The sequence below is a fragment of the Nautilia lithotrophica genome (assembly GCF_054656815.1).
This window is the reverse complement of the sequence record NZ_BAAHXN010000002.1, coordinates 308,504-323,189: the sequence shown is the minus strand read 5'-3', so window position 1 is coordinate 323,189 and position 14,686 is coordinate 308,504. Positions and strand designations below refer to the sequence as shown.

Here is a 14,686-nt window from a genome sequence, read left to right as displayed (position 1 = left end):
CCATTTTTTCTCCTTTTTTTTTGAAATATAGTAAAATTATACAAAAAAGGAACTAAATGTCAAAACATTTAACCCACACCAAAGACCTAAGCAAAGAGGAGATATTACAAATATTCTCATATGCCAAAAACTTTCTTGATTTCAAAAAAAGAGACGATTTAAAAGGTAAACTGATTATTAATATTTTTTTTGAAAATTCTACAAGAACAAGAAGCAGTTTTGAAATTGCCGCAAAAAGACTAGGTGCGGATGTAGTTAATCTTGACGTTGCAAGAAGTTCTACAAGCAAAGGTGAAACACTTTTTGATACTGCTGCAAACCTTGACGCAATGGGTCCTGACGCAATCGTAGTCCGCCACAACCGCGCAGGCGTTCCTAAAATTCTTTCAAAATATGTAAAATGTTCAATAATTAATGCAGGTGATGGGGCGCATCAACATCCCACACAAGGGCTTTTGGATCTTTTTACCTTAATGCAAAAATGGGGAAGTTTGGAAGGTAAAAAAATTGCAATTATCGGCGATATAAGAAACAGCCGCGTAGCAAACAGCGATATTGAACTTTTTACAAGATTCGGTGCTAAAGTTCTACTTGTAGGTCCACCTCAATTCTTGCCAAAAACACATCTTCCGACAACCCATTCTTTAAAAGAGGCCGTGGAATTTGCAGATGCCCTGATTAGTCTGAGAACCCAGACTGAAAGACATAAAAATCCGACTTTTTCATCACTTCAGGACTATGCGCAAAACTTTAAAGTAACAAAACAAATTATCGGTGATAAAAATATTTTTATAATGCATCCTGGACCGGTTCACAGAAACATTGATCTTGATGACGCTATAATGGATGATGAAAGATGCCTGGTTTTAGAACAGGTCAGAAACGGAGTTGCTGTTAGAATGGCAATCTTAAAACATCTTTTAACGAAAAGCCTGCAGTGAATATTAAAAACTTAAAGTTTTTTCTAATAGATTTCAACGGAAACACCTACATTGAAGATGTCAAAAAATTAAAAGACATCTATTTTTCATTTCCGGCTTATCAAAATCACAATTTCAAACCTCAAAGAAAATGTAAAATTAAAGAAAAAACACCTGTAACTTTTGAACGATACAAAAAAGCTTTTAATTATGTAATAGAAGAGATTAAAAGAGGAAATACTTATTTGTTAAACCTGACTTTTCCTACAGATATCAAAACAGACTGCTCTTTATTTGAAATTTTCATTTCTTCAAAAGCTATGTTTAAATTGTATTATAAAAACAGGTTTGTATGTTTTTCTCCTGAAAGATTCGTAAAAATAGAAAACGATAAAATTTTTACATATCCAATGAAAGGAACAATTGACGCATCTCTGCCCAAAGCAAAAGAAACAATACTTTCCAATATCAAGGAAATGGCCGAACACACGATGGTCGTGGATCTTTTAAGAAACGACCTTGGAATTATAGGAAGAGATGTTAAAGTAAATAAATTTCGTTTTGTTGATAAAATTAAAGCAGGTGAAAAGGAACTTCTGCAGGTTAGCAGCGAAATTGAAGCAACCTTGCCAAATAACTGGCATTATAACTGGCTGGAGCTTATTAAACAAATGCTTCCTGCAGGTTCCATTACCGGAACCCCAAAGAAAAAAACAATAGAAATTATAAAAAAAGCCGAAAATTATGAACGTGGTTTTTATACGGGAATATTTGGTATTACTGATGAAAAAACATTTCTTGATAGCGCTGTAATTATTAGATACATTGAAACCCCTAATAACATACCTTTACAACATTACAACTTATCAACTTATCAACTTTACAATTACATTTACAAAAGCGGCGGAGGAATAACAATTGATAGTAATATTAATAATGAATACGATGAATTAATAAAAAAAGTATATATACCTAATTAACTACGATTTTATTTCTTCCACTATTTTTTGCTTTATATAATCGTTTATCTGCAAGTTTTAACATTTCAGCCAAAGTTTCACCTTCATCAGCTATTCCAGCTGAAAAAGAGTATTTAATGTTTTGCCAAGGCTTTAAACTTTTTCTTATTTTATACATCACAATCATTGCTTCTTCTTTAGTTGTATCAGGCATATAAAGCATAAACTCTTCACCCCCGTATCTTATAAGAAAGTCTGATTTTCTTATAGTGTTTTTGATGGTATTTACAAAGTGAATTAATATTTGATCACCTACTTGATGACCAAAAGTATCATTGATTTTTTTAAAATAGTCAATATCAATCATTGCAATAGATTTTTTTTCATTGATATTAAATATATTTTCAAGATTTCCTTCTAAAAACATCCTGTTATAAGCCCCCGTTAACGGGTCTATTTGAAGTTGTCTTTTTACTTTTTTTATGTTTTCACAAATTTCCAAAAGGTTATTCACTCTTAAAATCAGCTCTTCTTTTAAAAAGGGTTTTCCCAAAAAATCATTAGCACCAAGTTTTAATGTTTTTAAAAATTTATCAGTTTGAGTATCTGAAGAAAGAACTATCACGGGAAGTTCGGACATATTATATTTCTCACGAATTGACATAAGAAGCTGCTGCCCATCCATTTTTGGCATAAGTAGTTCCGTAAGCACCATATCTATATTTTGAATTTTAAGTTTTTCAAGCGCTTCTAAACCATTTTTTGCTTTTATAACATTTATATTGATTTTGTTTAAAATTTTTTCTTCTAAATCTAATATTTCAGAATCTTTATCTACAACTAATACATTAACACTTTTATTCCGATAAAGATGTTTTATAAACCTTATTAGGTAATCAATTGTATGAAAGTCATCTTTTACGATGAAATCAATAACCTCTTTTTCCAATTTAGAACCAATAAATTCTTTTTCAAACTGAGTCATAACAATTATATTACTAGAGTAATTTAAAATGTATTTAATATGTTCACCTTTTAATGAATCAGGCAGTATATAATCACACAAAAAAAGATCATACTCTTTTATATTGGAAAGGTTTTTAAGTTCTTCGAAGTTTTTTACAAGATCACAGCTTGCAAATACGAGATATTTATCAATGTTTTTCTTTAAAAGTTTCCTGTAGATTTCACTATCTTCTACAATTAAAATTTTCATGAAAACCCCCTTTTAAACAGATTATTATATCACAAAAAGAAAAAAAGGGGGAAAGAGATTAAAAATTAGCAAGAATATGAAGTTATGAATTCATACGGATGCGGTCTTCCTTCTACCGGAATAATTTCAGTTTCATATTTATAATCAATGTATGTTTTAATAAACTCATCAGTCATTACAGGTTTTAAGAAGCTGTTTGGATCTTTTAATTCATCTTCAACAGCGTAAATAGCTTCTCTTAAAGTTGCAGGAAGAGTTCTGATTCCTCTTTCTTTAATTTCATCAAGTGTAAGTTCAAATAAATCTTCGTTTAATGGTTCTCTTGCAGCTTCGTAAATTTCAAGGTTGTTTTTAATTCCATCAAGTCCTGCAAGTAACATTACAGTAAATGCTAAATAAGGGTTTGCAGTTGAATCAGGGAATCTAAATTCAGTTCTTACAGATTTTTCACCTGCACCAAAAGGAATTCTACAGCTTGCACTTCTGTTTTTAGCGCTGTATGCTAAAATGTTTGGAGCCTCAAATCCAGGCTGAAGTCTTTTGTAAGAGTTCATTGACGCATTTGTAAATGCAGCAACAGCGTTAGCGTGAGCAAATACACCTGCAATGTATTTTTTTGCAATATCGCTTAAGTTTGCATATCCGTTTGGATCATAGAATAAGTTTTTACCATCTTTCCAGATTGATTGGTGAGTATGCATTCCGTTTCCGTTATCACCATATAAAGGTTTTGGCATAAATGTAGCAGTTTTACCATTTAAGTGAGCCACCATTTTAACTACATATTTCAGTTTTTGAACATTATCTGCCGCTTCTACAAGTGTTCCAAATTTTACACCGATTTCACCTTGAGCCTGAGCAACTTCATGGTGAACAACGAATGTTTCAAGACCTACTTCTTTTAAAACTTTTACCATTTCCGCTCTTAAATCCATCATAGTATCAGTTGGAGGAACTGGGGAATAACCACCTTTTGTTCTTGGTCTGTGTCCGATATTTAGCTCATCACCCCAATCAGCATAATCATTCCATACACCTTCACTTGAATCAACTTCATAGCACTGAGAGTTTATATCGTCTCTGATTACAATATTGTCAAATACGAAAAATTCGTTTTCAGGTCCGAAATACGCAACATCACCGATATTTTGCTCTTCCATATATTTAAGAGCTTTTTTAGCAATGCTTCTAGGACATTTTTCATAAGGTGTTCCATCAGTGTTATAAACGTCACAGAAAATAACCATTGTAGGATCAGCTGTGAAAGGATCTACAAAATGTGTTCCAATTTCAAAGTCTGGTTTTAAAATCATATCAGATTCGTTAATAGGCTGCCAAGCAGGAATACTACTTCCATCAAACGGAATTCCATTTGTAAGAACTTCTTCATCCATAGCATCAATATCATATGTTACGTGGTGCCATACACCTTTAATATCAGTAAATCTGAAATCAATAAATTCGATCTCTTTTTCTCTACATTCTTGTAAGAATTCTTTTGCAGTCATTTGCTCTCCTTTTAAAAATTTGAAATAATTATATCCAAGTTATACTATTTACACCGAAAAAAATTGTATAAATTTTAATCAATGGAGAAAATGTGAAATTTATTGAAACAATATTAATAACAGATAAAATTGAAAATCTTAATTTACACAATAATAGAATGAATAAAACGAGATACAATTTTTTTAAAGCAAAACCGCTAAATTTAAAAGATTATATTGAAATCAAACCTAATAAAAGAGTAAGAGTCACATATTCCGAAAAAATAGAAAACATCGAATATTTCGATATAATAAAAAGAGAATTTAACTCATTTAAAATAGTTTATTCCGATATAGATTATCAATATAAATATGCCGATCGGGATAAATTAAACGCTTTAAAAGATTCTAATTTTGATGAAGTAATTATTATTAAAAAAGGCTTTGTAACAGATACAACCATATCAAATTTGGCTTTTTTTGACGGAAAAGAGTGGTATACACCTAAAACCCCGCTTCTAAAAGGCACTAAAAGAGAAGAACTAATCCAAAAAGGCTTTCTTAAAGAAAAAGATATATCAATAAACGATATAAAAAAATATAAAAAATTTGCAATGTTAAACGCAATAGTAGGTTTTTATGAAAGAGACATAACATGCATCAGTTTTTAAATTTTATAGGAGGGCTTGGATTATTTTTATTTGCTTTAAGTCTGCTTGAATCAAGTATTAAAAACCTAGGTTTAAAAAAACTTAAAGATTTTGTAAAAAAACACACAAGTAGCGTATATGGCGGAATTCTTGTAGGATTTATAGTAACTGCGATAATTCAGTCTTCATCAGCCACTACCATAATAGTCCTTGCGCTTGTAGGTGCAGGAATAATGCCTCTTAAAAACTCAATAGGCGTAATACTAGGTGCAAATATAGGCACAACCGTTACCGCATGGATAGTTACAATTTTAGGTTTTAAAGTAAAAATTATGCTTTTTGCAAATCCACTTTTGGCTATTGGGGCACTCGGGTATCTTCTTATAGATAACAAAAAATACAGGAATATATTTTTATTTTTCATAGCTTTTGCACTGGTTTTCATAGGACTCGAATTTATGAAAGAGAGTATGAAAGAGATAGCACATAATATAAACTTAGCCGATTTCAGGCAGTATAATTTTGTATTTTATTTAATACTCGGAATTATAATCACAGCAATTATTCAATCCTCATCAGCCACAACGGCAATAGCCCTGACCGCAACCGCCAGTGGAATAATAGATTATAAAACAGCCCTTTTAATAATAATCGGTGCAAACATAGGAACTACAATTACCGCATGGCTTGGCAGTATCGGAAGGGACAGCAACAAAAAAAGAGTGGCTTTTATTCATACTATTTTTAATCTGACCACAGGGATAATCGTTTTGGTTATATTAAATCCTTTGAGCAAATTTACGCTTTATCTCTCAAAAAACGACTATTTAATTGCGATTTCCCTGTTTCACACCATATTTAACGTTTTAGGGGTTTTAATCATTTTACCTTTTGTAAACATACTTGAAAAATTATCCAAAAAAATTATAAAAGACAAACCGATAATAGTAACTAAATACATTACCAACATAGACACTTCAATGCCGGAAATTGTTAATGAAGCACTTAATAAAGAATTAAAAAGATTCGTAAAAAAATCGTTAAAATTTTATCTTCATACATTTAAAATTTCGTCAAAAGCATTTAAAGACGAAAAATATTTAAATTTATACATCGATTATGACACCGATGAAGAGTATAAATATTTAAAAAAGCTCTCTTCCGAAATAGAAAAAGTAGCCCTTGAAGTAAATAATGACGAAATTTTAAAAACCCTTTACAACATTACGATTTCAAACAAACAGATAAAAGACATCTCACACAATATAGATGAATTTTTGTTTGACGACAACGAATATTTAAAAGAATACATTTCAGAACTCAGAAACAAACTTATAAATTTTGCAAAAGAGTTTTACGAATGGTATAAAAACGGAGGTGAAAAACCGACTTATAAACCTATAACCAGAGATATCGCCTTAGCTATCAAAAATGACAAAATCAGTCCTTACATTTCCATTACATTATTAAATGTTAATTATTACATCAACAGAGCACTTGAAAATTTAATAAATATTCCCAATCACAGAAACAATATCTAACTTTTAATTAAGTTATGATAAAATTAACAAAAAAAGGATTTCAATGAAATGGGATTTAACTCCTCTTTTCAGTTCGTTAAATGAAGCTGAAGAGTTTTTAAAACAGGCAGAATTTAAAGCGATAGAATTTGAAAAAAACTACAAAAGCAGATTATATACATTAACGCCCGAGGAATTTTTAAATGTTTTAAAAGAGTATGAGGAAATATGGGAAAACATCGGAAGAAGCCTTACTTATGCATATCTGGAATTTGCAACTGATACAAACAAAGGCAATATACTCGCCAGATTTCAGGAAATTGCCAATAAAGCGGAAGAACATTTGATATGGTTTGAGCTTGAATTTATCTATCTTCCGATAGACAAACAGCAAAAATTTATAGACAATGCCGGCGTTTATAAATATTATTTAATACATCTTCAAGAAGAAGCCCCATATAAATTAAGCGAAAAAGAAGAAAAAATTTTAATGAAAAAAGACCTTACAAGCGGTAGTGCATTCAGCAGGCTGTTTGATGAACATATAAGCAGACTTAAATTTTTCTTCAACGGCGAAAAACTGAGTGAAGAAGAGGTATTAAGCAAGCTTTATTCCTCAGACAGAAATGAGAGAAAAAAAGCACAGGTTTCCCTGACTCTTGGACTTAAACCTCATCAGGAACTTTTTGCGTATATCTACAACCAGGTAAAAAAAGACTGGAAAATAGATTTTATAGATATAAGAGGTTATGAAAACGTAGAAGAACCAAGACACTTAAGTAACAAGGTAACCAAAAAAAGCGTGGATGCCCTTGTAAAAGCCGTAAATGAAAACACATATCTTGTTGAAGAATATTATAATCTTAAAAAAGAAATTTTAGGATACGAACAGCTGTTTGATTATGACAGATACGCACCTATAAAACTTACTAAAAAAGAAGAGGAAATACCTTTTGAAAAAGCAAAAGAGATAGTTTTAAACGCTTTTAAAAATTTTTCCAATACATTTTATGATATAGCAAATAAAGCCTTTGAAGAAAAATGGATAGATGTGTATCCGAAAGAAGGTAAAAGAGGAGGGGCTTTTTCACATTCCGCAACACCCCATGCACATCCTTATGTTTTATTAAACTACACGAATCAAAGAAGGGATATATTTACTTTGGCACACGAATTAGGACACGCAATTCATCAGTATCTCGCAAGGGAAGTAGGATATTTAAATCAGGACACTCCTCTTACCACTGCCGAAACCGCAAGTATTTTTGCGGAAATGCTTCTGTTTGAAGAGCTTAAAAAATCACTTCCAAACGATGAACTTATGGAAATATATGCAGGAAAACTCGAAGACATATTTGCCACACTTTTCAGACAGATAGTTTTTACTAATTTTGAAAGAAGAGTCCATGCGGCAGATGAGTTAAAACCGCAGGATTATAACAGAATCTGGATGGAAGAAAATCAAAAAATGTTCGGTGAGAGTGTAATACTTACACAAAATTACGAAATATGGTGGAGTTATATTCCACATTTTATCCATTCTCCGTTTTACTGCTATTCATACTCATACGCACAGCTTTTAGTTTTGACATTATATAAGTTATACAAAAGCGGATTTGAAAATTTTGAAGAAAAATATATAAAATTTTTATCTCAAGGCGGAAGCATACCGCCTAAACAACAGCTTGAAATATTCGGCGTGGACATAGAAGACGAAAATTTCTGGCAGCAGGGCATTAACGCCGTAAAAGACATGCTAAACGAATTTAAAGAGCTAAAGGAAAAAAATGATAGTGAACCTACCCTATTTTAGAGAATTGAAAGCCAAACACGCAAAAGAGATCTTGATGATTCTGCTTGAAAGGGACGAACCATTTTCAATATTAGCCCATCTTCCGGCTATCGAATTTAACCCTCCCCTTCCGGAACACATAACAAAACAATTTACTGAAATAATAGTATTTGCCATAGCAAACTACACACTTCAAAGCGCCCATATACTGGATGAAAATTTTATTTTCGAAGCGGGATTCGGTGAAGAAAACATAGGAAGTGTGGTAACCGTCCCTATTGAAAACATTATTCAAATAACACAGGATGAAGTTCCTCTATTTATCAATGCCGCGGCAACGCTTCCAAAAGAAGAAAAGCCAAAAAACCCGTTCGCAATGAACCCGAGGAACAAGAAATTCATAAAAGAGTAATTTAAAAAAAGGGACAACTGAAATTGAAAAATTTTACTTCCAAGTCTCTCGCTTCAATTACAAAAAAAAGTTTACAATCTACTATATAGTGACAGACACTATAATTTAAATTAAAAATTTATTACATTTACACCTAAAAAAACTAAAACTAAATCCTAAATAAAAGGTATATTGAAAAAGAAATATAAAATATGAATAGTTAGCAAATATTATAATAATCAATACACCGATTAACTTTATCTAACCTCAATAACATTAATTAACTTTAAAAGCCTTAACTTACTTTATTAACTTTCAATCTTATTAACTTTTCACAAAATTAAGAATAGCTTCAATATCTTTATTTTTGTCTTTATAAACGATATAAGTCTTTCTTTTTAGATTCATTCCTTTAATTTTAGACATATAAAGCTTCTTATCACGAAGTTCGTCTTTAATAACCATTTTTGAAATAATTGAAACAACCTGCTCTGTTGAACTCATTACTGTATATTTCAGTGCTGTTGAATTATGAACTACACTTATAACATTTAGAGTATCACAGGCAAATTCAAATTCCTCAAACGCTTTTTTAATAAATTCCCTTGTTGAAGAATCAGGTTCACGGCATATCATTTTATAATTTTTTAAATCCTCAAGTTCTATGCTTGGTGGCAACGGCTTATTGGAAAACACAACTAACTCATCATCTATCCATTCTACATAATTTAAGCCATTGTTTTTCTTTTTGGTTACAAAAGCCATATCAACTGCTTTTTTTTCAACATCTTCAAAAAGAGCATCATTATTTTTGATTACCAAATTTATTTCACGATTAATTAAGCTTTTAAAATACTTTATACATTCAGGCAGATTATAATTCCCAACAGTAGGACTAGCGCCAATCAAAAACGGCGTATCGGCATTTCTGAACTCTTCAAGTTTTTTTTCAAAACCGCTTAAAAATTTTTCAAACTCTTTTGCATAAATTAAAAAAGTCTGTCCTTCTTTCGTAAGAATTACACCATTCTTTTTACGCTCAAAAAGACTAACGCCCAAAAAATCTTCAAGTATTCTTATTTGCTGAGTAACAGCCGGCTGAGAAATACCAAGGGCCTTACTTGCTTTTGAAAAACTGCTTTCTCTGTTTATTACAAGAAATGTATATATCTTATCAAGGTATTTAATTACCATTTCTCTCCTCTTAAATTTTATTAATGGGAATTATAACTAAAAATTATAATAATGCAAATATAAGATATTATAAATGTATTTTTTATGTTTTTTTAATTTTTATCATTTTTGTTATAATTAATATAAAAAAGCGAGAAAATGGATTTTTTAAATGAATTAAACGAAGCACAAAAAGAAGCCGCAACTCATATAGATGGAGCACTTTTAATACTTGCGGGTGCCGGAAGCGGAAAAACAAAAACAATTACAACAAGACTAGCCTATTTATTGAGCCTAGGAATAGATCCGGCAAATACGCTTACCCTTACATTTACCAATAAAGCCGCGAGTGAAATGAGAGAAAGAGCTTTAAGGATGATTAATAACAATACTGCCCATCCGCCTCTTCTAAGCACTTTTCACAAATTTGGCCTTATGTTTTTAAAATTATACATTCATTTAATCGGAAGAAAAAACACATTCGTTATTATTGACGGCGATGATCAGAAAAAAATACTAAAATCGATATCCACCGATCTTCCTTTGTCGTTTGTCAGTAAAGAGATAAGTAAATACAAAAATTCGTTTTTAAACGCTGAAGAAGTATTTTCACTCGCAAAAGATACAACATATAAAAAATTAGCACATATTTACGACAAATACCAAAAATATCTTATAGAAAACAATCTGGTTGACTTTGATGATTTACTTCTTTTAACATACACCATATTAAATGAAAACGACGATTTATGCAAGGAAATTTCAAACAAATATCAATACATAATGGTAGATGAATACCAAGACACGAACGAAATACAGCTTCTGCTTCTAAAAAAACTATGCAGAACGCATAACAATATATGTGTAGTTGGGGATGACGACCAGTCCATTTACGGATTTAGAGGCGCCAATCACAAAAATATATTAAATTTCGAAAAAGATTTTAACGCCAAAGTTATAAAACTTGAAACCAATTACCGCTCAACAAACCAGATATTAAATGCCGCAAATTCACTCATCAGCTTTAATAAAATGAGATATGACAAAAAATTAAAATCGGCTCTTGGAGACGGAAAAGAAATTGAACTTCTAAAAAGCTATAATGAAATGGCCGAAGCCGAAGCTATTGCTAAAAGAGTCAAAAATCTAATCGACAGAGGCGTAAACCCTAAAGAAATTGCCATACTTTACAGAATAAACGCGCTTTCGCGCTCAATAGAAGACGGACTCAGAACTTACGGAATTACATATAAACTCGTAGGCGGTATGAGATTCTATGAAAGAGAAGAGATAAAAGATCTAATCAGTTATTTGAGGGTGTTTGTAAATCCAAATGACGACTATTCGTTCAAACGAATTATAAACAAACCGAAAAGAGGAATAGGAAAAACCACTATTTTAAAACTTGAAGAAGCAAAAGGAGGTAAATCTTTCCTTGAGTTTATAAAAGAGGATGATCTTTCGTTTTTAAGCAAAAAAGCAGCCAAAACACTAAAAGAGCTTGAAAAAACAATAGAGTTTTTAAGCTCGCTTCCGATTGAAGAACTTCCGGAAGCAATTGAAAAAACAATAGAACTCAGCACTAGTTACAAAGATGAAGACAAAAGAAGAAACGTAGAAGAGTTCTATGGAATGATGCATGAAAGAAAAGATTTGAGTCTCAGGGAATTTTTAAACGAACTTTCCCTTGAAAGCGACCAGGACAAAATCACGGATGAAATGATAAACGTAATGACTATCCATGCAAGCAAGGGACTTGAATTCGAACATCTTTTCGTAATAGGTATGGAAGAAGGGTTTTTCCCTCTTAACGAAGCCGACATAGAAGAAGAAAGACGCCTTGCATATGTCGCCATTACAAGGGCAAAAAAAGAACTCACTCTCTCTTATGTTGAAAGCAGATATATAAGAGGACAAAGAAGCAGGGTTTCAAAAAGCAGGTTCCTAACTGAAGCGGGATTAATTAAAGGTGAGAGGGTAAATCTAAAAGAAGCACCAAGTGGCGGTATGTTTAAAGTCGGAGGACTTGTAAAACATAAAGTATTCGGAACGGGAAGAATTCTTGGCATCAACAAAGCCGGAAACAAAACAAAACTCAAAATAGATTTCGGACACAATGTAAGGGAAATATTAAGCGATTTCGTGGAAAAAGCCTAATTAATGGAAAATGCAAAATGAAAAGTGAAAAATTAAAATGTAAAAATATGCTGTTTGTAGCAAACAAGCCTATGTTTGTTAGTTCAAATAAATTTTTAAATACTCTTAAAAGAAAATATGGAATTAAAAAAATGGGATTTTCCGGAACGCTCGATCCGTTTGCCTGCGGATGCCTGATAATTGCAAGCGGGCAATATACAAAACTTTTCAGGTTTTTGAAAAAAACACCCAAAACTTACATTGCAACCCTTATGTTAGGTGCCTATTCCCCTACCCTTGATATTGAAAGAATAGAAAAAATTGAAAACACCGGCGGTTTTTCAAAAGAACAGATTACTGAAACTTTAAAAAGTTTTTTGGGAAAACAAAAACAGCTACCTCCCAAATACAGCGCAAAAAAAATAAACGGCCAAAGAGCCTATTCTTTAATGGAAAATGACAAATTGCAAACGAAAAACGGAAATGTTTATTTAGAAAAAGAAATTGAAATTGAAATATTTGATATTGAACTTATTAACTATTCCCATCCTTTTATCACATTTAAAGCAAGCGTAAGTGAAGGGACATATATAAGAAGTCTAGGATTTGACATTGCTCAAAAATTAGGGGTAAACGGAACTTTGACTTATCTTGAAAGAGTTAATGAAGGCAAATTTCATTATGAATGTGAAAAACTTTTAAATCCTTTAAAATATCTTGATTTGCAAGAAAACATATATCTCTCAGATACCGAAAACCTTATTTTAGGGAAAAAATTAAACATCAATGATTTTAAAATTAAGAAAAACGGACAATATTATGTAAAATACGACAATTTTTTTGCTATTATAGAAATAGAAGAGGAAAAAGTATCATACATATTAAACAGGATTGAACTATGCTAGTAATATCAAGGAAGATAAACGAAAAAATTAAAATTGGAGATGATATAGAAATTACAATAATATCTATTGACAAAAATCAGGTAAAAATAGGCATCGATGCACCTAAAAACATTACTATATTAAGAAGTGAACTAATAGATCAGATCACACAAGAAAACAAAAAAGCAGCAAAAGAGATTGATATAGATATATTAAACGATATTTCAAAAATTTTTAAAGGTAATTAATGAAAATAAAAGCTTATGCAAAAGTAAATATTTTTTTAAAAATTGTCGGACATGACGGATTTTACCATTTAATAAAATCAAGATTTATGAAAGTAAAAAATCTGTATGATGAAATAGAAATTTTAGATGCTGAAAAATTTAATATTGTAGGTGATATAAATTGTGCATTAAGGGAAAATAGTGTTTTTAAAGCTTATGTAGAACTTACTCAGGAGTATCCTGAAATTAAAAAATGGTTTATAGGTAAAGAGATAAGAATACATAAAAATATCCCAGAAATGGCTGGACTGGGCGGAGGTAGCAGCGATGCGGCAGCCTTTTTAAGATTAGTAAATAAAGAAAGTGGTTTAAATTTAAATACAGAAGAATTAGTTAAAATAGGAAATAAAATTGGCAGCGATGTCCCTTTTTTCATATATGACTATGACAGCGCCAATGTATACGGCAGAGGAGATATTGTTGAAAAATATGATGAAGAATTATTAAACATAGAAGTTTTTACACCGCCTATAGAATGCTCTACCCCTGCTGTTTATAAAGAATACAAAGAAAGGTTTTTTAACCCCAAAGATACTGACTTTGATAAAAAAAATTCACTTGAACTTTTAAACAATCACTCACCTAATGAATTAAACGACTTATTGCAGCCTGCTTTAAGCCTTTATCCGGATTTATATAAATATATGGATAAAGGTTTTTTTACGGGAAGTGGGAGTAGTTTTTTTAAAATAAAAAGCAGCTTTATTTAGCTGCTTTAAATTTTCCTAGTTTATTTACGACGGTATATCCGGCTTTCATCCAACCAACCATACCACCTTTTAGGACATATACATGTTTAAATCCATATTGTTTTACAAGTTTAGCACCTGCAAGTGTAGCACGTCCACCTGTTTTACAAATTACTACATATGTGTTGTTTGGTTTTAAATATCCAACTGCAGCTTTTACGTCAACTAAACCTCTTGGAATTTTTTCAAGTTCAATCCAATCAACGGTCCCTGCAGCTGTTTCAGCAGGTTCTCTTACATCTAAAACAACGAAATCTTTATCTTCGTCCATCCATTTTTTCAATTCTTGAGGTGTAATGTATTTTACATATTTAGCGTTTGCTTTAACTTCGGATTTGAAAATATGTGCCATTGGTCCTGATAGAGCAAATGCACTTGTTGCCAATACTGCTCCAAGTCCTAAAGAAACAAGTAGTTTTCTCATTTTTTCTCCTTTGAATGAGTGTTCATTTTTTCAACAATTGAATTATAATTCATTTTTATTTAATTTGTCAATAATTTCTTGTTAATTTATTGATTATA

At 31.3% G+C, this 14,686-nt stretch carries 14 protein-coding genes; 10 read left to right on the top strand and 4 right to left on the bottom strand.

From position 1 onward, the window contains the following. Positions 1 to 56: 56 nt before the first annotated feature. Positions 57 to 941, top strand: coding sequence for an aspartate carbamoyltransferase catalytic subunit (locus ACYQ19_RS06240; protein WP_459978571.1), 885 nt, complete (start codon positions 57 to 59; stop codon positions 939 to 941). Next, positions 938 to 1,900, top strand: a complete 963-nt coding sequence (locus ACYQ19_RS06235) for an aminodeoxychorismate synthase component I (protein WP_459978570.1) — start codon at positions 938 to 940, stop codon at positions 1,898 to 1,900. The genes ACYQ19_RS06240 and ACYQ19_RS06235 overlap by 4 nt, the downstream gene beginning before the upstream one ends. Here ACYQ19_RS06235 and ACYQ19_RS06230 read toward each other — a convergent pair. After that, a complete protein-coding gene (locus ACYQ19_RS06230; RefSeq protein ID WP_459978569.1) occupies positions 1,893 to 3,095 on the bottom strand; it encodes a GGDEF domain-containing response regulator in 1,203 nt (400 codons plus the stop codon). The two genes, ACYQ19_RS06235 and ACYQ19_RS06230, sit on opposite strands and share 8 nt — an antisense overlap. A gap of 65 nt (positions 3,096 to 3,160) precedes the next feature. Continuing rightward, positions 3,161 to 4,603, bottom strand: coding sequence for a type I glutamate--ammonia ligase (gene glnA, locus ACYQ19_RS06225; RefSeq protein WP_459978568.1), 1,443 nt, complete (start codon positions 4,601 to 4,603; stop codon positions 3,161 to 3,163). 92 nt (positions 4,604 to 4,695) lie between these two features. Here glnA and ACYQ19_RS06220 point away from each other — a divergent pair, with 92 nt between their 5' ends. The 4 genes from ACYQ19_RS06220 to ACYQ19_RS06205 are packed head-to-tail and all read left to right on the top strand — an operon-like array spanning position 4,696 to position 8,956. After that, complete coding sequence (locus tag ACYQ19_RS06220; RefSeq protein ID WP_459978567.1) at positions 4,696 to 5,253, top strand: aminotransferase class IV; 558 nt, start codon at positions 4,696 to 4,698, stop codon at positions 5,251 to 5,253. Further along, complete coding sequence (locus tag ACYQ19_RS06215; protein ID WP_459978566.1) at positions 5,238 to 6,773, top strand: Na/Pi cotransporter family protein; 1,536 nt, start codon at positions 5,238 to 5,240, stop codon at positions 6,771 to 6,773. Before ACYQ19_RS06220 ends, ACYQ19_RS06215 begins: the two co-directional genes overlap by 16 nt. A 43-nt stretch (positions 6,774 to 6,816) precedes the next feature. Then, positions 6,817 to 8,565 (top strand): M3 family oligoendopeptidase, encoded by a 1,749-nt coding sequence (locus ACYQ19_RS06210; protein WP_459978565.1) that lies wholly within the window; start codon positions 6,817 to 6,819, stop codon positions 8,563 to 8,565. Beyond that, positions 8,540 to 8,956, top strand: coding sequence for a hypothetical protein (locus tag ACYQ19_RS06205; protein ID WP_459978564.1), 417 nt, complete (start codon positions 8,540 to 8,542; stop codon positions 8,954 to 8,956). Before ACYQ19_RS06210 ends, ACYQ19_RS06205 begins: the two co-directional genes overlap by 26 nt. Before the next feature lie 303 nt (positions 8,957 to 9,259). On the opposite strand, the gene ACYQ19_RS06200 is transcribed toward ACYQ19_RS06205, so the two are convergent. Beyond that, positions 9,260 to 10,129, bottom strand: coding sequence for a LysR family transcriptional regulator (locus tag ACYQ19_RS06200; protein WP_459978563.1), 870 nt, complete (start codon positions 10,127 to 10,129; stop codon positions 9,260 to 9,262). A 138-nt stretch (positions 10,130 to 10,267) separates the two neighbouring features. On the opposite strand from ACYQ19_RS06200, the gene ACYQ19_RS06195 reads away from it, so the two are divergent. The 4 genes from ACYQ19_RS06195 to ACYQ19_RS06180 are packed head-to-tail and all read left to right on the top strand — an operon-like array spanning position 10,268 to position 14,125. Continuing rightward, positions 10,268 to 12,265 carry an ATP-dependent helicase gene (locus ACYQ19_RS06195; RefSeq protein WP_459978562.1) on the top strand — a complete coding sequence of 666 codons (1,998 nt, stop codon included), beginning with the start codon at positions 10,268 to 10,270 and terminating at the stop codon, positions 12,263 to 12,265. A gap of 17 nt (positions 12,266 to 12,282) precedes the next feature. After that, entirely contained in the window at positions 12,283 to 13,149 is an 867-nt protein-coding gene (locus tag ACYQ19_RS06190) for a pseudouridine synthase family protein (RefSeq protein WP_459978561.1), read from the top strand. Next, a complete protein-coding gene (csrA, locus tag ACYQ19_RS06185; protein WP_459978560.1) occupies positions 13,143 to 13,376 on the top strand; it encodes a carbon storage regulator CsrA in 234 nt (77 codons plus the stop codon). Before ACYQ19_RS06190 ends, csrA begins: the two co-directional genes overlap by 7 nt. After that, positions 13,376 to 14,125 (top strand): 4-(cytidine 5'-diphospho)-2-C-methyl-D-erythritol kinase, encoded by a 750-nt coding sequence (locus ACYQ19_RS06180; RefSeq protein ID WP_459978559.1) that lies wholly within the window; start codon positions 13,376 to 13,378, stop codon positions 14,123 to 14,125. The genes csrA and ACYQ19_RS06180 overlap by 1 nt, the downstream gene beginning before the upstream one ends. Here the strand turns inward: ACYQ19_RS06180 and ACYQ19_RS06175 are convergent. Continuing rightward, on the bottom strand, positions 14,118 to 14,588 hold the full coding sequence (locus ACYQ19_RS06175; RefSeq protein WP_459978558.1) for a rhodanese-like domain-containing protein: 471 nt from the start codon (positions 14,586 to 14,588) through the stop codon (positions 14,118 to 14,120). The two genes, ACYQ19_RS06180 and ACYQ19_RS06175, sit on opposite strands and share 8 nt — an antisense overlap. Between the last annotated feature and the right edge of the window lie 98 nt (positions 14,589 to 14,686).